Consider the following 18456-nt stretch of genomic DNA (forward strand, 5'->3'; position numbering starts at 1 on the left):
TCGGCTATCACTGCCGAGGACGGGGTATCAACTAATCTGGCGTTGATTTTTGGCACGCTGTTGAGTTCTCAAGGAACGAAAGCTTCCTTTGTACTCACCCTCTCGGGCTTTCCTCCGGGCTTCCCTTCGGTGTTTCAAACTCTATCAGGGTTTTTCCGGCCTCCTGACCACCGTCCTGCAGGCATGCAGAAGGCGATCCAGAGTGAGGATCCGACAGAGTTTGATGCTGCCCGGCAAGCGCGCTTGATCGCGTCGCCCACCCTCAGGCAGGAGTACGACTGTACACGGGGCGGCAGAGCGCACGCAAATCCGTTAGGCTAGTGGTCTAGACCACGGATCGGACTCTCGTGCGGAACCGGTACTTCATCTGACATACCCTGCTGCACAGTGCGCCGTCCGGGACAAGCAGTAACGGCCCATGTACATCTCCACCCCTGGGAGGCTTCCCATGACCACCGTGACGTCCCCTCTTGCAGGACGCGCCATCGGACTGGCCGCAGTGCCCGATCCAGTCTTCTCCGGGGCAATGGTCGGCCCCGGTACGGCGATCGACCCGGTGCGCGAACCCTCCGAGGCCGTGGCGCCCGTGGACGGAGTGATCGTCTCTCTCCACCCGCACGCGTTCGTCGTGGTCGACTCCGAGGGACACGGTGTGCTCACCCATCTCGGTATCGACACCGTGCAGCTCAACGGCGAGGGCTTCGAACTCCTCGTGAACAAGGGCGACACCGTGACCCGCGGTCAGGGCATCGTGCGCTGGAACCCGGCAGCGGTAGAAGAGAGTGGCAAGTCCCCCGTGTGTCCCGTCGTGGCGCTGGAGGCAACGGCCGACGCCCTCGGTGAGCTCCGTGAAGACGGCGACGTGAAGGCCGGCGACCTTCTCTTTACCTGGCAGTGATGTCGTGTGCCGTCGTGCTGGACGGCACGACGGCACACACAACGGCACAGAGGACAACCAACGCGGCGGCGGGACCCGCCGCTCTATCGGAGACGGGTGAGATGGAGACAACGCTGCGAGGCGTCGGCGTGAGTCACGGTGTGGCGATCGGCGAGGTTCGGCACATGGGAACGGCGGTGCTCGAGCCGCCTGCCAAGCAGATACCGTCGGAGGAGGCGGAGCGCGAACAAGGGCGCGCCCGCAAGGCCGTGGAGGCTGTCGCGGCCGATCTGATGGCGCGCGGCAATCTGGCGGGCGGCGAGGCCCAGGCGGTGCTCGAGGCGCAGGCCATGATGGCCCAGGACCCCGAGCTGATGGTGGACGTGGAGCGACGCATCACCGTCGGCAGCACGGCCGAGCGTGCCGTGTACGACGCGTTCGCCGCATACCGCGAGCTGCTGGCCGGAGCCGGTGAGTACCTCGCCGGCCGGGTGGCCGACCTCGACGACGTGCGGAATCGTATCGTCGCCCGTCTGCTGGGCGTCCCGATGCCGGGCGTCCCGGACAGCGACGAGCCGTACGTGCTGGTGGCCCGGGATCTGGCGCCGGCCGACACGGCGCTGCTCGACCCGACCCTGGTGCTCGGTTTCGTGACCGAGGAGGGCGGGCCGACCAGCCACAGCGCGATCCTGGCGCGGGCGCTGGGTGTGCCGGCGGTCGTGGCGCTGCCGGGCGCGGGTGAGCTGGCCGAGGGCACGATGATCGCGGTCGACGGCAGCACGGGCGAGATCTTCGTGCATCCGAGCGAGGAGAAGCAGGCACAGCTGCGGGCCGCGGCTGCGGAGCGCAAGGCCGCGCTGGCCGGGTCGACCGGTCCGGGTGCGACCGCCGACGGTCACAAGGTGCCGCTGCTGGCCAACGTCGGCGGGCCGGCGGACGTGCCGGCCGCCGTCGAGGCGGGGGCGGAGGGCGTGGGTCTGTTCCGGACCGAGTTCCTGTTCCTCGACGACAGCAAGAACGCGCCCACCGAGGAGAAGCAGGTCGAGGCCTATCGCCAGGTGCTCGAAGCCTTCCCCGAGGGGCGGGTCGTCGTGCGGGTGCTGGACGCGGGTGCGGACAAGCCGCTGGACTTCCTGACTCCCGCCGACGAGCCGAACCCGGCGCTGGGCGTGCGTGGTCTGCGTACCCTGCTGGATCACCCGGAGGTTCTGCGGACCCAGCTGACGGCGTTGGCGAAGGCGGCCGAGGGTCTGCCGGTCCACCTCGAGGTGATGGCCCCTATGGTGGCTGACCGTGCCGACGCCAAGGCGTTCGCGGACGCGTGCCGCGAGGCGGGGCTGCGGGCGAAGTTCGGTGCGATGGTGGAGATCCCGTCCGCCGCGCTGCGGGCGCGTTCGATTCTGCGGGAGGTCGAGTTCCTGTCGCTGGGGACGAACGACCTCGCGCAGTACACGTTCGCCGCAGACCGGCAGGTGGGTGCGGTGTCCCGGCTGCAGGATCCGTGGCAGCCCGCGCTGCTCGACCTGGTCGCGCTGGCGGCCGAGGCGGCCAGGGCGGAGGGCAAGAGCTGCGGTGTGTGTGGTGAGGCGGCGTCCGACCCGCTGCTCGCCTGTGTGCTGACCGGTCTGGGCGTCACCTCTCTTTCCATGGGTGCGGCGTCGATTCCTTATGTGCGGGCGACTCTGGCGAAGCACACGCTGGCGCAGTGCGAGCGTGCCGCTGCGGCCGCGCGGGCGACGGACAGTGCCGAAGAGGCGCGGAGCGCGGCGCAGGCCGTGCTGTCCGGGGAGTAGACGGTCGGGCCGGCCTCCGGTCGGTGGGCAGGGGCGCTCCGCTTCCGGGTGGAGCGCCCCTTGTCGTCCGGTTGCCGTCCGGCCGCCGGGTGTCGGGTGTCGGTTCAGTGGTGGTGGTCGGGCAGGCGGTTCTCGTCGTCCAGGTCCGGTGGGACGCAGTAGTCGACTCCGGACTCGGGTGCGATGAGGTCGCCGGATTCGGCGTCGGTGCAGTAGGCGTCGAAGACCTCGCCGGCGGTCAGGGGTTCGAGGCCGTCGCCGCGCATGCGCCAGCCGTAGATCCGGTCGGGGCTGTCGGGTGCGCTCGTGCGCATGACCAGGCCGCCGGGGCCTCGGGTGGCGAGGCCGAGGGCGAGGACGGTGGTGAACTCCAGGGCTTCGGCCTCGTCGACGCGGGTCGCGCTGTCGGTCTCGTCGTCGGCGTGGAGTACGGCGACGAGGGTCTCGGGTGTCCCCGTGACGCTGCAGACGAGGTGCCGGTCGCCGGGTGGTGCCGTGTCGAGGATGCGGTCGATGAGGCCGGATGCGCGTTGGAACGCGGCGCGGCCGATGTCCTCGCCGCAGGTGGCGCAGGCTCCGAGGCGGGACAGCAGGGTGGCGGCGTACTCCCAGGTGGCCTGGCGTACGGCTTCGTCGACGAGGGCGGGGACCAGGTCGGCGAGGGGCTGACCGTCGTACGGGATGGTGGGGCCGGTGGTCGCGAGTTGGGCGGTGAAGCGGCTGCGGCTGGCGGGGAGGTCGGGGTCGAGGTTGCCGGCGGTGCAGTAGTCGGCGTACTCCTGCGGGTCGAAGAGGGCGACGGTGGTGTGGGTGCCTTGCAGGGCGCGGACCTTGAGGAGGTCTTCGACCTGGCGGAGGTAGGTGGTGTGGTCGTCGAAGGTGAAGCTGCGGTAGCGCTTCATGGCTCGGAAGTCGTGTTCGTCCGTGAGCAGGCCGATGGTGCCGGCGATTTCGCGGCGCAGGACGCGGCGCATGAGCTGGCGGTCGGTGAGTGCCATGTTTCCCCCTGTGTGCATGGTCGATCAATGCTCACTCACAGTAATCGGCGGCACTGACAATGGTCCTCGTGTGAGTCGTTCGCGGACCAGGCGGTGCTGAATTGCGCAGGTCAGGGCAATGGTGGTGCCGAAGGTGAGCCAGCCGAGGGGGCCGGTGGCGATGGCGGCGGTGACGGCGAGTGGTCCGATGCTGCGCTGGGCGGACTGGGCCAGGCCGTGGACTCCGAGGTAGGCGCCCTGGGCGGTGTCGGGGGCCAGGGCGACGGAGAGTTCCCAGGAGATCGTGGCATGGAGTATCTCGGCGAAAGTGAAGAGGGCGGCCGCCGCGGTGAGGAACAGGGTGGTGGTGACGGTTCCGCCGGTCACCGAGGCCGCCATGGCGATGCCGGCGAGGGCGAAGGCCGCGGCGAGCGGGGCGAGGAGGGTGCGGGCGGCGGCCGTGGTGGCGCCGAAGCGGGCCAGGGGGACCTGGAGGGCCACGACCATCACGTTGTTGAGGACCATCAGCAGGGGTGCGAGGCCGTGGGGTGCGCTGCTGGTGTGGGCGATCCAGAGGGGCAGGCCGACCTTGAAGACGGCGTCGTCGAGGAAGAGGACGGTGTCGGTGGCCACGTAGGCGAGGTAGGTGCGGTCGCGCCAGGGGCTGGTCGGTGCGGCGGGGGGCCTGGGGTCCTTGGAGCTGGTCACCGTGCGGGTGTGCGAGCGGGGTTCGTCGACGCGAAGGGTGAGCAGGGCGCAGGCGAGGAAGGAGAGGGCGTCGCCTGCGAGGAGCCAGCGGTAGGCCGCGGTGGTGCCGAGGGCCAGGGCGGCTGCCGCGGCGAGGCCGCCGAGGGCCCAGCCGGCGTTGGCGACGGTGCGTTGGAGTGCCTGGTAGCGGACGCGGTCGGGGCCGGCGATGCGGGTCGCATACAGCTTGGTGAGGACGTTGGCGGCGCGGTCGCCGAGGCTGCCGAGGGAGCAGTAGGCGACGAGGAGCGCGTAGTGGTCGGTGGTCAGCAGGGCGAAGGAGGCGAGGGCGCGCAGCAGTTGGACCGTGATGAGGACGCGGGTGACCGGGAAGCGGTCCGCGAGGCGGCCGCCGAGAGGGGCTCCGGCGATTCCTGCGGCCCCGGCCACGGCGACGAGGGTGCCGACCTGGGCGACGGACAGGCCTGAGACGTAGGTGAAGTACAGGACGCTGACGGATGCCCAGAGTCCGCTGCCGACGCGGTCGACGAAGGCGATGGTCAGCATCCTGCGTCCGTCGCGTCCTCCGGGCGTGCTGTGGGTCCAGGCGACTGCGCGGCGGATCGGTTGCACGGGCTCCCCCTTGCCTCGAATTATGTATTGATACATACTTGGCAATGTGGCAACACAATATGGGATCAGTGGTACGACGGCCAAGGGGATTGCCGCGTCCGTCGAACGGGGCGTGGCCGAAGGCACGTTGGGGCCGGGGGCCGCGTTGCCTCCGGTGCGGCGGCTCGCGGACGAGCTGGGGGTGAGTCCCGGAACGGTCGCCACGGCCTACAAGGAGCTGCGGCGGCGGGGCATCGTCGTCACGCGCGGGCGGGGCGGCACAGTGGTGGCGCCGGTTCCCGCCGTGGCCTCACGGAGGCCGCCGAGGGTGCCTGAGGGGCTGCGAGATCTGGCCGGCGGGCATCCCGATCCGGAGCTGCTGCCCGCTCTGGTGCCTCCCACGCGCCTGTCCCCCGGCGCCCGTTCACATCGTGCGACGCCCAGGCTGGAGCGGCTGGAGGAGGCCGTACGGGAGTGGCTGCGGCCCGACGGCGTACCGGTGGAGCAGGTGACGTTCGCGCATGGTGCGCTGGATCTGGTCGGCCGGCTGCTGTCCGTGGAGCTTCGGCCCGGGGACGCCGTGGCCATGGAGGATCCCGGGTACCACCATCTGCTGGATCTGGTCACGGCCCTGGGACTGCGGATCGTCCCGGTCGCCGTGGACGATCAGGGGCTGCGTCCCGACGCGCTGCGGGCCGCCGTACGGGCGGGGGTGCGCGCGCTGGTGTGCAGCCCCCGGGCGCAGAACCCTTATGGGGGCTGCTTTTCGGAGGCGCGGCGGGACGAGCTCGTCGAGGTCCTGCGGGGCGAGCCGGATCTGCTGGTCGTCGAGAACGACCATGCCTCGGCGGTCGCGGACGCGCCGCTGCTGACGCTGACGTCGGGCGGGCTGTCGCGCTGGGTGCATGTGCGGACGGTGAGCAAGTTCCTCGGGACCGACCTGCGGTGGGCGGCGGCGGCCTGTGATCCGACGACGCTGGCCCGGCACGACGGGCGGCTGCTGCTGACGTCCGGTTGGGTCAGTCATCTCCTCCAGGAGACGGTGTACGGGCTGCTGACCGATGACGGCACGCGCGCGTTGGTGACACGCGCGCGTGAGACGTACGCCAAGCGCAGGGCGGCGTTGCTCCGGGAACTGGCGGCCCATGGCATCGCGGCGCACGGTGCGAGCGGGATGAACGTGTGGGTGCCGGTGCGGGACGAGTCGGCCGTCGTGAACGGGTTGCGGTCGCAGGGCTGGTGGGTGGCGGCGGGCGCCCGGTTCCGGCTGGCGTCGGAGCCGGGCGTGCGGATCTCCGTGGCCGAGCTCGCCCCGGCCGACGCGGTACGGCTGGCCTCGGACTTCGCCGCGGTGCTGGGCGAGTCCGAGGCCACGTACGGCGGCTGAGCGGCTCTGGAGGGACGTCCGGCGGGTGTCAGGCCTTCTTGCGCGCGAGTTCCTCGTAGAAGTGCAGCAGTTCCAGGTTGTCGATGGAGCCCGGGTTGACCGCCTTCTCCAGCGGGGTGCCCTGCAGGAGGCGCTTGACGGGGACCTCGATGCGCTTGCCGGTGAGGGTGTGCGGGACTCCGGGCACCTCGATGACCTCGTCGGGGACATGGCGCGGCGACAACTGCTCGCGGATGGCCCGCTTGATCCGGCCGAGCAGGGCGTCGTCGAGGACGGCTCCGGGGGCCAGCTGCACGAAGAGCGGCATCCAGTAGCCGCCGTCGGGCTGTTCGATGCCGATGACCAGGGATTCCTTGATTTCGGGCAGCCGTTCGACGACCTCGTAGATGTCGGCGGAGCCCATCCGGACGCCCTGGCGGTTGAGCGTGGAGTCGGAGCGGCCGTGGATCACGACGGAGCCGCGTGAGGTGACAGTGATCCAGTCGCCGTGGCGCCAGACGCCGGGGTAGGTGTCGAAGTAGCTGTCGTGGTAGCGGCTGCCGTCGGGGTCGTTCCAGAAGTGGACCGGCATGGAGGGCATGGGGTTGGTGACGACGAGTTCGCCGACCTCGTCGACGACGGGGTGGCCGTTCGGGTCCCACGACTGGAGATCGGTGCCGAGGCTGGGCGCCTGCAGCTCACCGGTGTACACGGGGAGCGTCGGGACGGCGCCGGCGAAGCAGGAGCACACGTCGGTGCCCCCGCTGACGGAGGCGATCCACAGATCCTCGCGGACCTCGTCGTGCAGCCAGCGGAAGCCGTCGGGCGGCAGCGGGGACCCCGTGGTCGCCACGCACTGGATCCTGGAGAGGTCGAAGTCGCGGGCGGGGTGCACCTCGGCCTTGCGGCAGGCCATGACGTACGCCGCCGAGGTGCCGTAGAGGGTGGCTCCCGTGCGTTCGGCGATGCGCCACTGGGCGCCGGTGTCGGGATGGCCGGGGCTGCCGTCGTAGAGGACGACCGTCGTGCCCGTGAGGAGGCCGGAGACGAGGAAGTTCCACATCATCCAGCCGGTCGAGGTGTACCAGAAGAAACGATCCTCGGGGCCGAGGTCGCAGTGCAGGCCGAGCTGTTTGAGGTGTTCGACCAGGATGCCGCCCTGGGACTGGACGATGGCCTTGGGCAGGCCGGTCGTACCGGAGGAGTAGAGGACCCACAGAGGGTGGGCGAAGGGGACCTGTTCGAAGACGGGCGCCTCGTCCGCGGCGGTGAGTGCCGACCATTCCAGGGCTCCCTCGGGGGCGCCGGTGCCGAGGAGCGGGATGTGGACGACGGCGCGCAGGGTGGGCAGCTCGCGGCGCAGTTCGGCGACGACGCCGCGGCGGTCGTGTTCCCTGCCGCCGTAGCGGTAGCCGTCGACGGTGAACAGGACGACGGGTTCGACCTGCTGGAAGCGGTCGAGGACGCTGCGGGCGCCGAAGTCGGGCGCGCAGGAGGTCCAGACCCCGCCCACGGCGGCGGTGGCGAGGAGGGCGACGACGGCCTGCGGGATGTTCGGGAGGTAGCCGCTGACGCGGTCCCCGGGGCGCACGCCCAGGGCGCGCAGCTCTGCGGCCAGCGCGCCGACCTGGCGGCGCAGCTCGGACCAGGTCACCGGGCGTGGTTCATGGGATTCGTCGACATACAGCAGGGCCGGTTCGTCCGGGCGGGTGGCGGCCGCGCGCAGGGCGTGCTCGGCGTAGTTCAGCGTCGCCCCGGGGAACCAGGCGGCACCCGGCATGGAGCGGTCGCCCAGCACGCGCGCGTAGGGGGTGGAGAACCGTACGTCGAACCATTGCGTGACGGCTTTCCAGAACGTCTCCAGCTCGTCCACGGACCAGCGGTGCAGGGCCGGATACCCGCCGTCCGCGGGAGCTCCGTGGTGCTCGGCCGCCCAGGCTTGGAACCGGGTGACCTGGGCTTTCGCGATGCGCTGCGGATCTGGCCGCCAGAGCGGCTCGGGGTTCACGGTCGTCATTGGGGCGGCTCCCGGACTGTGGCGCGTCGTGTGCGTCGTCCGCGCACGTGCGGGGTTGTGCGCGTGACGCGGCTGACAGGGACGATGCCATGTGATCGACTTCTGCACCAGGGTGTGCCCCACACAGTCCGTGTCGTGAAGATGTGGTCCCGACATGGGTGAACGGCAGTTGAACGACACGCGCGTGTGGAGCGGTCAGTGGCAGGGTGAACAGCATGGACGGTCGTGACCTGGTGCGTTCGATGAAGACGGTGGGTTCCTCGGGGGCGGCCCGGGGGCTGCGTACCGTACGGGCCGCCTGGCGCCGAAGCCGCGCCGACGCCACCGGGTTGCCGGCGCGGGGTGCCGAGCGTGCCCGGGTGCCGGGGCCGGTGCTGGACGTGGAGCCGGGGCCCGGTGGGGGCACGCTCCGGTTCAGCCGCGCTGAGCTGCGGATCCTCGTGGCGGTGAACGGGGCGGTCTTCTGGGGCTGGGACGGGGCCGAACCGGAGCCGTCGTACGCGCTGGCCGGGCGGTGCCCGGAGCCCGATCCCCGGGCGGTGCTGGAGCCGGACAAGGACGGCGGCTGGCGGGTGGTGGCCGAGCGGGTGACGGTCGTGGTCTCGCGGCATGGTGCGGTCGAGGTGTGCACACCGGGCGGGGTGACGTTGCGCCGTGATCTGCCGCCGCGCTGGTGGGAGCCGAGGGACGGAGGCCCGGCGCGCTGGATGCAGCGGTCGGAGGTGGCGGCGGACGCCCGTTTCTTCGGGCTCGGCGGGCGGGCGTCGGGGCCCCGGCTGCGGGGCGGGACGTACCGGCTGTGGAACACGGATCCCGGACACGCGTTCGGCCGCGAGGACGATCCGCTGTATCTGACGATGCCGGTGCAGCTGGTGGTGTCCGACGCGGCCACCCATCTGGTGTTCCACGACACCTCCTGGGACGGCACGGTGACCCTGCGCGAGGGCGAGGAGGGGGCCGGGTCGGGCCACGACCGGCCCGGCTCGAGCGAGCTGCGGATGGACGGCGGGCCGTTGCGCTGCTGGGTCATGGTGGGCACCCCCGCGCGCGTGCTGCTCGCCTGGGCCTCGCTCACGGGCGCTCCGGCGCTGCCCCCCGCGTGGGCACTGGGGCACCATCACGCGCGCTGGGGCTTCGGCAGCGAGCAGGAGGTGCGGCGGATCGTCGCGGGCTATCACGAGCACGGTCTGCCGCTGGACGCCGTCCATCTCGACATCGACCACTACGACGAGCATCAGGTGTTCACCGTCGACCAGGAGCGTTTCCCGAAGCTGCCGGTGCTCGCCGAGGAGCTGCGGCGGGACGGCATCCGGCTGGTGTCGATCGTCGACCCGGCGGTCAGGGCCGAGCCGGGCAACGCGGTGTACGACAGCGGGCTCGCCGAGGACGCGTACGTCAAGGACGCGTCCGGGCGGCTGGTCGAGGGCGTGGTGTGGCCGGGTGAGGCGGTGTTCCCGGACTTCACGGACGCGCGCGTGCGGCGCTGGTGGGGCGGGCTGTACGCGGAGCGCGCAGGGCAGGGGTTCGCAGGCTTCTGGCACGACATGAACGAACCGACGTCGTTCACGGCCTTCGGTGAGCCGACGCTGCCGCGGTCGGCCCGCCACGCGCTGGACGGGCGGGGCGGCGATCACCGGGAGGCTCACAACGTCTATGCGCTGTGCATGGCCAGGGCGGCGTACGAGGGGCTGCGGGAGCTGCTGCCCGAGGAGCGGCCGTTCCTGTTCTCCCGCTCCGGCTGGGCGGGCCTGCAGCGCTACGGCGGGACCTGGTCGGGGGACGTCGCGACGGGCTGGCCCGGGCTGCGTGCGTCGCTGTCGCTGGTGATGGGGCTCGGGCTGTGCGGGGTGCCGTACTCGGGGCCGGACGTGGGCGGCTTCGACGGGAGTCCGTCGCCGGAGTTGTATCTGCGGTGGTTCCAGCTGGGCGCGTATCTGCCGTTGTTCCGTACGCACGCGAGTCTGCGGGCGGGGCGCCGTGAGCCGTGGGAGTTCGGTCCGGAGGTGTTGAAGCACGCGCGTGTGGCGCTCGTCGAGCGTCGGCGGCTGTTGCCGTACTTCATGACGCTGGCGCATCTGGCCCGGCGTACCGGGGCTCCCTATGTGCGCCCGGTGTGGTGGGGCGCGCCCGAGGACCGGGCGCTGCGGGACTGCGAGGACGCCTTCCTGCTGGGGGACTGTCTGCTGGTGGCGCCGGTGCTCGATCCGGGTGCCGAGCGGCGTGCGGTGCAGCTGCCCAGGGGGCTCTGGTACGACACGGCGACGGGTCGGCGGCACCGGGGGCCGGGGCAGGTGCTCGTGGACGCGCCGCTGTCGCGGATCCCGGTCTTCGCGCGCGCGGGTGCCGTCATACCGGTGCGCGGGGACGACGGGGGGCTGGAGCTGGAGGTGTGGACGCCGGCCCGGGGACGGACCGGTGGCGGCCTGGTGGTGCGGGACGCGGGCGACGGCTGGGACGAGCCCGAGGTCGAACGGTACGTCGCCCGGTGGGAGGGCCGGCAGGTCGTCGTCGAGCGGGAGGGGGAGGACGGCCTGCGTGAACCGTCCCACCCCGTGCGGGTGCGCGGCCTCGGTTAGCGTCCGCTCCGCCGCCGAGTTCGAGCGGCGGGCTCAGATGTAGCGGCCCTCGAAGAACGCCCGTACCGCGTGTGTGTGCAGCGGGAAGGCGAGTTCCTCGGGCCCGCGCAGGACGTGCCAGCCCTCCGTCTCGTCGGTGGCCGCGGACTCCGGGAGGTGGTCGGCGGGGCGCTCCGGGAGGAGCCCGAACAGCAGCAGGTGGCCGTCGGGCGAGCTCATGGCGTCGGCCAGGCGTACGTCGCGGCTCGCGGCGTCGATGCCGGTCTCCTCCCTGAGTTCGCGGACGACGGCCTGCCGCCAGTCCTCGCGGTCGTCGATGAAGCCGCCGGGCAGGGCGATGCCCCCGCGCGCGGGAGCGATGGTTCGGGTGATGACGACCAGGCCGGTGCCCCTCGGGTCGTACACGGGCTGGAGTGCCACGGCCACCGGCAGGGGGTTGCGGTAGGCGGTGGTGGCGCAGGCCGGGCAGGTGCGGGGCCAGCCGCTGACGCCCTCCCCGTAGGGCGCTCCGCAGCTCGAACAGTGGGAGTCGCGCGCGGAGTTCGAAATGGAGTGCAGAGATTCGGACACGCGGCGGAGCGTATCCGATCTTGGGGAGGGCGTCGTGCACGCGGCTCAGTACGCGGTGGTGAGGGACTCGGTGGAGACGGGGAAGTCGAAGTAGGTGTCCGGGTAGGGCTCGGGCTTGAAGGTGTAGTGCCACCATTCCTCGGCGAGGTTCACGAAGCCGAGCCCTTCCAGGGTGTTCTTGAGGAGCAGCCGGTTGGCGAGCTGCCGGCCCTGGATGCGCGGGTCCAGGGTGTGGGCGAGGGTGTCGAAGCAGTCGTAGCCGGTGCCCATGTCGACGGAGTTGTCCGGGAAGCGCTCCTCTTGGGGCGCGTAGCAGGGCACGAGGGTCTCACCGGGTGCGTACGGCCTGGTCGGAAGGGCCGGGAGCTTCACGATGGTGAGGTCCATGGTGGAGCCGCGGCTGTGGCCGGATTTCTCCGCGATGTAGCCGTCCTCGAACAGCCGGGTCTTGTCGACGTTCGGGTAGAACTCCTCCTTCATGGCCTGGTCGTCCAGGTCCTCGGCCCAGCGGACGAAGTGGTCCACGGCGCGTTGGGGCCGGTAGCAGTCGTAGACCTTGAGCGAGTACCCCTGGGGCAGCAGCTCCTCCTGGGCCCGGTGCAGGGCTTCGGCTGCCTGTCGGGTGAGGATGCAGACCGGTTGCAGGTAGCCGTCGACGGGTTCGCCGACGAAGTTGTGCGGGGTGAAGTACCGCATCTCCTGCCGGATCGTGGGGTCCACGGTTCTCAGGGCGACGAAGTCCGCGGGGGCCTCGGGTTCGGTGTCCGCCCGGGCGGTGGTGGGGGCTGCGGTCGCGGTCAGCAGGGCGGCGAGCACGGTGACGAGACCGCGGACTGCTCGGGAGAGTCGTGTCATGTCTCCTCCCTGCCCATTTCCCGGTGCGCGTGCCACACTCCTGACGTTCCGTCAGATTGCGTACGGAGGAGGCGCCTTGTCACGTACACGCACACCCGTGGTGGCCGGGTGGTTCACCGGGGACGGGGACGGTTTCACGCTGCTCGGCACGCGCTGCTCGGCGTGCCGGTCGGTGTTCTTCCCGCGCGAGGACAGCCACTGCCGCAACCCGGGGTGCCGGGGCGGAGAGCTGGCGGAGGTCCCGCTGTCGCGGCGGGGACGCGTCTGGTCGTACACGGACAGCCGCTACCGGCCTCCGTCACCCTATGTGACCGATCCGGAACTTCCGTGGGAGCCGTACGCGTTGATCGCTGTGGAGCTGGAGTCCGAGCGGATCGTGGTGCTGGGACAGGCGGCTCCCGGGGTCTCCGTCGCCGATCTGACGGTGGGCATGGAGGTGGAGGTCGTCGCGGGCGTGCTGAGTGAGGACGCGGAGACGACCTGGACGACCTGGCAGTGGCGGCCGACGGGGGTGGCGGGATGACGACAGAGGTGGCGGTGCTCGGCGCGGGTATGCATCCGTGGGGCAAATGGGGGCGCGGCTTCGTGGAGTACGGCGTGGCGGCCGCGCGGGCGGCTCTGGCCGACGCCGGTCTGGAGTGGCGGGACGTCGGCGCGGTCGTCGGCGCGGAAACGGTGCGTGGCGGCTACCCGGGGTATGTGGCCGGGGCGACGTTCGCCAAGGCCCTGGGCTGGCAGGGCGCCCGAGTGACGAGTGTGTACGCGGCGTGCGCGTCGGGCGCGCAGGCCGTCGACGCGGCGCGGGCGCGGATCCTCGCGGGTCTGACGGACGTGGCGCTCGTGGTGGGGGCCGACGCGGCGCCCAAGGGCTTCTTCCGGCCCGCGGGCGGGGACCGGCCGGACGACCCGGACTGGCTGCGGTTCCGGGTCCTCGGCGCCACCAACCCGACGTACTTCGGCCTGTACGCACGCAGGCGCATGGCGGTGCACGGGGACACTCCGGAGGACTTCGCCCAGGTGAAGGTGAAGAACGCCGCCATGGGGGCGCTGAACCCGTATGCGCGCTACCGCAGGCGGGTCACCGCCGAGGAGGTCGCCGCCTCCGCGGTGGTCGCCGATCCGCTGCGGCTGCTGGACATCTGCGCGACCTCGGACGGCGGAGCCGCCCTGGTGCTGTCGAGCATGGAGTTCGCCCGCCGCCACGGTGCGGCGCAGCCGGTGCGGATCCGGGCCGTGTCCACCGTGACGCCCCGTTATCCCAGCACCGTCCTGGATCTGCCGGACATCGCCACCGACTCCGCGGTCGCGGTGGACCCACCGGACGAGCCGTTCCGCGCGTCGATCGCCCGCGCGGCCTACGAGGAGGCGGGCATCGGCCCCGAGGACCTGTCACTGGCGGAGGTCTACGACCTGTCCACCGCCCTGGAGTTGCAGTGGTACGAGGATCTGGGTCTGTGCGGTGACGGCGAGGGCGCCAAGCTGCTGCGGGAGGGCGCGACGGCGCCGGGCGGTCGCATACCGGTGAACACGAGCGGGGGGCTGGCCTCGTTCGGGGAAGCGGTGCCGGCGCAGGCGATCGCCCAGGTGTGCGAGCTGACCTGGCAGTTGCGGGGGCAGGCGGGAGAGCGTCAGATCCCGCACGCACGCGTGGGCGTCACGGCGAACCAGGGGCTGTTCGGGCACGGGTCGGCGGTGATCGCGGTGCGGTGAGGAGTGCGCCGGGCCGGGGTGTCCGACGCGGGCTCCGGGCCGGGTGCGGACACCGTCCGTGAGGGGCCGGAATCCTGCGTGAACGTCTCGTGAACTGGGCCTGGGCATCCGCCGGCAGCGCCATCATGCTCCCGTGCAGTCCTGGACGGATACTCTCCGCTTCGCCTTCCAGCCGGTGGTCAATCTGACCACGGGAGGGGTGGCGGGGCTGGAGATACTCGCTCGCCCGGAGTCCGGCGACATTCTCGCGGAGGCCCGGCGGGACCCCGAACTCGACGGCCGGCTCGCCGTGGCGGCGGTCCGGGCGGCGGCACGCAGGGAGACGCTGCTGCCGTTGCACGTCAACGTGTTCGCGGGGACCCTGGCCGACCTCGGCGGGCTCACCCCGTTGCACGACGCGGTGCGTGCGGTGGGGCGGCTCCCGTGGGAGGTGACGCTCGACGTCGTGCCGCCCTACACGCATGTGCCGCAGCGCGCGCTGCTCGAGGCGGTGGGGGCGCTGCGGGAGCAGGGCTTCCGGATCAGCGCCGACGGGGTCGGGGACGGAGACGTACCCCTGCGGCTGCTCGTCGACCTCGCACCGGACCTGGTGAAGCTCGATCCGTCCCTGCTCGCGCGGCCTGCCGCGGTACGGGCGATGCGGATGTGGTGCGACGAGACGGGCGCGCTGCTGGGGGTGGAGGGGGTGGAGACCGAACTGCAGTGTGCGGCGGCGCTGTCGGCGGGGGCGCAGCTGGCGCAGGGCATGCTGTTCGCGCCGCCGGCCCGGCTGCCCGTCGCCGAGGTGTACGTGCCGCCGCGGGTTCCCGGCTCGTTGCCGGTGCCGCGTTCGGGGCCGTCGGTGCGGGAGTTCGTCCGGCCGGCCGCGCTGCTGCCCGCCGTCGCCTCCGCCGGGCAGGTGCGGGCGCTGCTGACCGGTTCGCCGGAGGTCTCCGGGGTGCTGCTGGTCGACCGGGCGGGGGTCCCGGTCCGTTCGGTGCACCGGTCGCGTTTCCTGCTGTCGATGTCGGGGCGCTACGGCCATGCCCTGTACGCCGACCGGCCCGCGGCCAAACTCGGCGACCCGCCGCGGACGGTGGGCATCGACGCGACGGCGTGGGAGGTGCTGGACGTGGTCGCGGTCGGCGACCGGGACCGTACCTCGGACGATGTGGCGGTCGTCGACCGTCAGGGACGGTGCGTGGGCGTGGTTCGGCTGGCGGATCTCGTACGGGCGCTGGCCGAGAGCCGGGTCGAGGAGGCGGTGGGACTCAATCCGCTGACCCGGCTGCCGGGTTCGGACGCGATCACCTCGGAGGTGGACCGGCGGATCGCGGAGGGCCGGGCCTTCGCGCTGAGCTGGCTGGACGTGGATCACTTCAAGCAGGTGAACGACGGCGCGGGCTTCGCGGCGGGCGACGAGCTGATCCGGTCGGTGGGACGGGCGCTGCAGGTCGCGGCGTCCGGGAGCACCCGGGTGGGGCACATCGGCGGGGACGACTTCCTGGTGCTGGCCGATCCGGAGGGGTTGGATCCGCTGGCGGTGTCCGTGCTGGACACCGCCTGGTCGGCGGGTGGGCGTGCGGTCACGCTGTCGCTGGCCACGGTCCTGTGCCCGCCGGGCAGCGTGACCGACCACCGGCAGGCGGCCGCGTGCCTGGCGCCGCTGAAGAAGGCCGCGAAGGCGATGCGCGGGGCGAGTTGGGTGGTGGGGCGGGCCGGGTTCTCCGGCCACGAGGTTCGGCGGGGGTCGCCGTTGGCCGCGGAGGCGGTGGGGGCCGAGCCGGGGGTGGGATGAGCGGAGGGCGGCACTGACCAACCATTGCCGTCCGCCTCCTTGACGCTCCCTGGGCGCCGGTGAACACTTCCCGGTGTCAGCCGACATCGCCGTACATTCTCGGCGTATCCAGGCACGCGCCACGCGGACTTCGTTCACCGCGGCCCCCTCTCCACGGGCGATTCGGCTCTGACGGCACGCTCGTCACGGACGCCGGGCGGGGCGCGGGATCTCCCTGCCATGGCCGAAACAGCCACGCGAACCGCACCCTGCACAGCGCACCGGGGCCGATCGCCCCGGGCCGGGCCCAGGAGCCGCCATGAGTAACGGAGACATATTCGTCGGCGAAGTCATCGGTACCGCGATCCTCATCCTCTTCGGCGCGGGGGTCTGCGCCGCCGTCACCCTCAGATATTCCAAGGCACGGGCGTCGGGGTGGGTGGTGATCGCCTTCGGCTGGGGGTTCGGCGTGCTGGCGGGGGCGTACACGGCCGCTCCGCTGTCGGGCGGGCAGCTCAACCCGGCCGTGACCATCGGGATCGCCGTCGACACGGGCAAGTGGGACAAGGTCTGGATCTACCTGCTGGGCCAGATGGTCGGTGCGATGCTCGGTGCCGTCCTGGCGTATCTCGTCTATCTCGCCCAGTTCCAGGCGAACGTACGGCAGACGGGCACCACGGAGGGCACGGCCGAGGAGCCGACGCCGACGCTGGGCATCTTCTCCACCATCCCCGAGATCCGCAATCCCGTCGCCAACCTGATCACGGAGATCATCGCGACGATGGCGCTCGTCCTGCCGATCCTCGCCTTCGGGCTGACGAAGGGTCTGGGCGAGTCGGGGACGCTCGTGCTGATCGTGTCGCTGCTGGTCGTCGGCATCGGACTCTCCCTGGGCGGGCCGACCGGCTATGCCATCAACCCGGCGCGCGACCTGGGCCCGCGGATCGTGCACACCTTCCTGCCGATCCCGAACAAGGGCACCTCCGACTGGAGTTACGCCTGGATCCCCGTCGTCGGCCCGCTGGTCGGCGGAGTGCTCGCGGGTCTCGTCTACAACGTGGCCTTCTGATCAGACTTCTGAACCCAGCCCAAGGGGTAGCCATGACGGACAACGCCGAGAAGTACGTCGCCGCAATCGACCAGGGCACCACCTCCAGCCGCTGCATCGTGTTCGACCACAGCGGCGCGATCGTCGCCGTCGACCAGCGTGAGCACCGCCAGATCTTTCCCAAGCCGGGGTGGGTGGAGCACGACGCCACCGAGATCTGGTCGAAGGTGCAGGCCGTGGTCGCCGGGGCGATCGCGAAGGCGGGGCTGCGGGCCGACCAGATCAGCGCGCTAGGCATCACCAACCAGCGTGAGACGACCGTGCTGTGGGACCGCGCCACGGGCAAGCCCGTGCACAACGCGATCGTGTGGCAGGACACCCGGACCGCGGCCCTGTGCAACGAACTCGGCGGCCCGGACGGACAGGACCGGTTCCGTGAGCAGACGGGGCTGCCGCTGGCCAGCTATTTCTCGGGGCCCAAGGCGGCCTGGCTGCTGGACAACGTGCCCGGGCTCAGGGACCGGGCCGAGCAGGGCGAGATCGCCTTCGGCACGATCGACTCCTGGCTGATCTGGAACCTCACCGGCGGCACCGACGGCGGCCGGCACGTGACCGATGTGACCAACGCCGGCCGGACCATGCTGATGAACCTGGAGACCCTTCAGTGGGACACCTCCATTCTGTCGGCGATGAACGTGCCCGAGGCCGTGCTGCCGGAGATCCGGTCCTCGGCCGAGGTCTACGGGACCGCCGTGGGCCAGCTGGCCGGGGTGCCGGTCGCCTCGGCGCTGGGCGACCAGCAGGCGGCGGTGTTCGGGCAGGCGTGCTACGACGTGGGGACGGCGAAGAACACGTACGGGACGGGCAGTTTCCTGCTGCTCAACACCGGCACCCGGCCGGTGCCGTCGAAGAACGGTCTGCTGACGACGATGGGCTACAAGATCGGCGAGGAGGCGCCGGTCTACTGTCTGGAGGGCTCGATCGCGATAACGGGTGCGCTCGTGCAGTGGTTCCGGGACCAGTTGGGCATCATCCGATCGGCTGACGAGATCGAGACGCTGGCGGCGAGTGTCGAGGACAACGGCGGGGCGTACATCGTGCCGGCGTTCTCGGGGCTGTTCGCACCGTACTGGCGTTCGGACGCGCGCGGCGTCGTCACCGGGCTGACCCGCTACGTCACGAAGGCGCATCTCGCGCGGGCGGTGCTGGAGGCGACGAGCTGGCAGACGCGCGAGGTCGTGGACGCGATGTTCCAGGACTCCGGGGTGCAGATCACCACCCTGAAGGTGGACGGCGGCATGACGAAGAACAACCTGCTCATGCAGCATCAGGCGGACGTCCTCGGGGTGCCCGTGATCCGGCCCAGGGTCTCCGAGACGACCTGCCTGGGCGCGGCGTACGCGGCCGGGCTGGCCACCGGGGTGTGGAACGACCTCGACGAGCTGAAGGCGCACTGGCAGAAGGACGCCGAGTGGACTCCCTCGATGGAGGCTCCGGTGCGGGACCGCGAGTACCACAACTGGCGCAAGGCGGTGGAGAAGAGCCTCGGCTGGGTGGAGGACGGCGAGGGCTAGCACGCGCGTGTGCGTTCCCTCCGAGCCGCCGGCGGCGG

15 protein-coding genes are annotated in these 18456 nt (G+C 71.5%); 10 read left to right on the forward strand and 5 right to left on the reverse strand.

All coding sequences use genetic code 11. The features are described from left to right. The 3 genes from ABZ464_RS35150 to ptsP form a co-directional block, all read left to right on the forward strand. On the forward strand, positions 1–321 hold a 321-nt coding region (locus ABZ464_RS35150; protein WP_359284017.1), incomplete at its 5' end, for a hypothetical protein. A gap of 127 nt (positions 322–448) precedes the next feature. After that, positions 449–898, forward strand: a complete 450-nt coding sequence (locus tag ABZ464_RS35155; RefSeq protein WP_359284020.1) for a PTS glucose transporter subunit IIA — start codon at positions 449–451, stop codon at positions 896–898. Positions 899–999: 101 nt separating this feature from the next. Further along, a complete protein-coding gene (gene ptsP / locus ABZ464_RS35160; RefSeq protein WP_359284023.1) occupies positions 1000–2670 on the forward strand; it encodes a phosphoenolpyruvate--protein phosphotransferase in 1671 nt (556 codons plus the stop codon). A 104-nt stretch (positions 2671–2774) separates the two neighbouring features. Here ptsP and ABZ464_RS35165 read toward each other — a convergent pair whose 3' ends face one another. Both ABZ464_RS35165 and ABZ464_RS35170 read right to left on the reverse strand, forming a co-directional pair. Then, complete coding sequence (locus ABZ464_RS35165; protein ID WP_359284026.1) at positions 2775–3668, reverse strand: hypothetical protein; 894 nt, start codon at positions 3666–3668, stop codon at positions 2775–2777. A gap of 24 nt (positions 3669–3692) precedes the next feature. Then, positions 3693–4901, reverse strand: a complete 1209-nt coding sequence (locus ABZ464_RS35170; protein ID WP_359284029.1) for an MFS transporter — start codon at positions 4899–4901, stop codon at positions 3693–3695. A gap of 112 nt (positions 4902–5013) precedes the next feature. Here ABZ464_RS35170 and ABZ464_RS35175 point away from each other — a divergent pair, with 112 nt between their 5' ends. Next, on the forward strand, positions 5014–6333 hold the full coding sequence (locus tag ABZ464_RS35175) for an aminotransferase class I/II-fold pyridoxal phosphate-dependent enzyme (protein WP_359284031.1): 1320 nt from the start codon (positions 5014–5016) through the stop codon (positions 6331–6333). 28 nt (positions 6334–6361) lie between these two features. Here the strand turns inward: ABZ464_RS35175 and ABZ464_RS35180 are convergent, their stop codons facing one another. After that, positions 6362–8329: an acetoacetate--CoA ligase gene (locus ABZ464_RS35180; RefSeq protein ID WP_359284034.1), complete on the reverse strand. Its 1968-nt coding sequence runs from the start codon at positions 8327–8329 to the stop codon at positions 6362–6364. A 215-nt stretch (positions 8330–8544) separates the two neighbouring features. On the opposite strand from ABZ464_RS35180, the gene ABZ464_RS35185 reads away from it, so the two are divergent. After that, the gene (locus ABZ464_RS35185) at positions 8545–10905 is read left to right on the forward strand and encodes a TIM-barrel domain-containing protein (protein WP_359284037.1); all 2361 of its coding nucleotides are present in this window, start codon (positions 8545–8547) and stop codon (positions 10903–10905) included. Positions 10906–10938: 33 nt separating this feature from the next. Here ABZ464_RS35185 and ABZ464_RS35190 read toward each other — a convergent pair whose 3' ends face one another. Together ABZ464_RS35190 and ABZ464_RS35195 are read right to left on the reverse strand one after the other, a co-directional pair. Further along, on the reverse strand, positions 10939–11475 hold the full coding sequence (locus ABZ464_RS35190; RefSeq protein WP_359284040.1) for an NUDIX domain-containing protein: 537 nt from the start codon (positions 11473–11475) through the stop codon (positions 10939–10941). 45 nt (positions 11476–11520) lie between these two features. After that, on the reverse strand, positions 11521–12330 hold the full coding sequence (locus ABZ464_RS35195; RefSeq protein ID WP_359284043.1) for a M15 family metallopeptidase: 810 nt from the start codon (positions 12328–12330) through the stop codon (positions 11521–11523). A gap of 97 nt (positions 12331–12427) precedes the next feature. Between ABZ464_RS35195 and ABZ464_RS35200 the strand changes: the two genes are divergently transcribed. From ABZ464_RS35200 to glpK, 5 genes are all read left to right on the forward strand, one after another. Next, complete coding sequence (locus tag ABZ464_RS35200) at positions 12428–12853, forward strand: zinc ribbon domain-containing protein (RefSeq protein WP_359284255.1); 426 nt, start codon at positions 12428–12430, stop codon at positions 12851–12853. Further along, positions 12850–14040, forward strand: coding sequence for a lipid-transfer protein (locus tag ABZ464_RS35205; protein ID WP_359284044.1), 1191 nt, complete (start codon positions 12850–12852; stop codon positions 14038–14040). The genes ABZ464_RS35200 and ABZ464_RS35205 overlap by 4 nt, the downstream gene beginning before the upstream one ends. Before the next feature lie 133 nt (positions 14041–14173). Beyond that, positions 14174–15817: a GGDEF domain-containing protein gene (locus ABZ464_RS35210; protein WP_359284047.1), complete on the forward strand. Its 1644-nt coding sequence runs from the start codon at positions 14174–14176 to the stop codon at positions 15815–15817. 298 nt (positions 15818–16115) lie between these two features. Then, on the forward strand, positions 16116–16865 hold the full coding sequence (locus ABZ464_RS35215) for an MIP/aquaporin family protein (RefSeq protein WP_359284050.1): 750 nt from the start codon (positions 16116–16118) through the stop codon (positions 16863–16865). Between the two features lie 32 nt (positions 16866–16897). Beyond that, positions 16898–18418: a glycerol kinase GlpK gene (gene glpK, locus ABZ464_RS35220; protein WP_359284052.1), complete on the forward strand. Its 1521-nt coding sequence runs from the start codon at positions 16898–16900 to the stop codon at positions 18416–18418. The last annotated feature ends 38 nt before the right edge of the window (positions 18419–18456 follow it).

This window comes from Streptomyces sp. NPDC005820 (assembly GCF_040630255.1).
Lineage (GTDB): Bacteria > Actinomycetota > Actinomycetes > Streptomycetales > Streptomycetaceae > Streptomyces.

Bases quoted from the DNA above. Each gene is read 5' to 3' on its own strand.
- ABZ464_RS35155 (WP_359284020.1), top strand. From the start codon at position 449: ATGACCACCGTGACGTCCCCTCTTGCAGGACGCGCCATCGGACTGGCC.
- ptsP (WP_359284023.1), top strand. From the start codon at position 1,000: ATGGAGACAACGCTGCGAGGCGTCGGCGTGAGTCACGGTGTGGCGATC.
- ABZ464_RS35165 (WP_359284026.1), bottom strand. From the start codon at position 3,668: ATGGCACTCACCGACCGCCAGCTCATGCGCCGCGTCCTGCGCCGCGAA.
- ABZ464_RS35170 (WP_359284029.1), bottom strand. From the start codon at position 4,901: ATGCTGACCATCGCCTTCGTCGACCGCGTCGGCAGCGGACTCTGGGCA.
- ABZ464_RS35180 (WP_359284034.1), bottom strand. From the start codon at position 8,329: ATGACGACCGTGAACCCCGAGCCGCTCTGGCGGCCAGATCCGCAGCGC.
- ABZ464_RS35185 (WP_359284037.1), top strand. From the start codon at position 8,545: ATGGACGGTCGTGACCTGGTGCGTTCGATGAAGACGGTGGGTTCCTCG.
- ABZ464_RS35195 (WP_359284043.1), bottom strand. From the start codon at position 12,330: ATGACACGACTCTCCCGAGCAGTCCGCGGTCTCGTCACCGTGCTCGCC.
- ABZ464_RS35205 (WP_359284044.1), top strand. From the start codon at position 12,850: ATGACGACAGAGGTGGCGGTGCTCGGCGCGGGTATGCATCCGTGGGGC.
- ABZ464_RS35215 (WP_359284050.1), top strand. From the start codon at position 16,116: ATGAGTAACGGAGACATATTCGTCGGCGAAGTCATCGGTACCGCGATC.
- glpK (WP_359284052.1), top strand. From the start codon at position 16,898: ATGACGGACAACGCCGAGAAGTACGTCGCCGCAATCGACCAGGGCACC.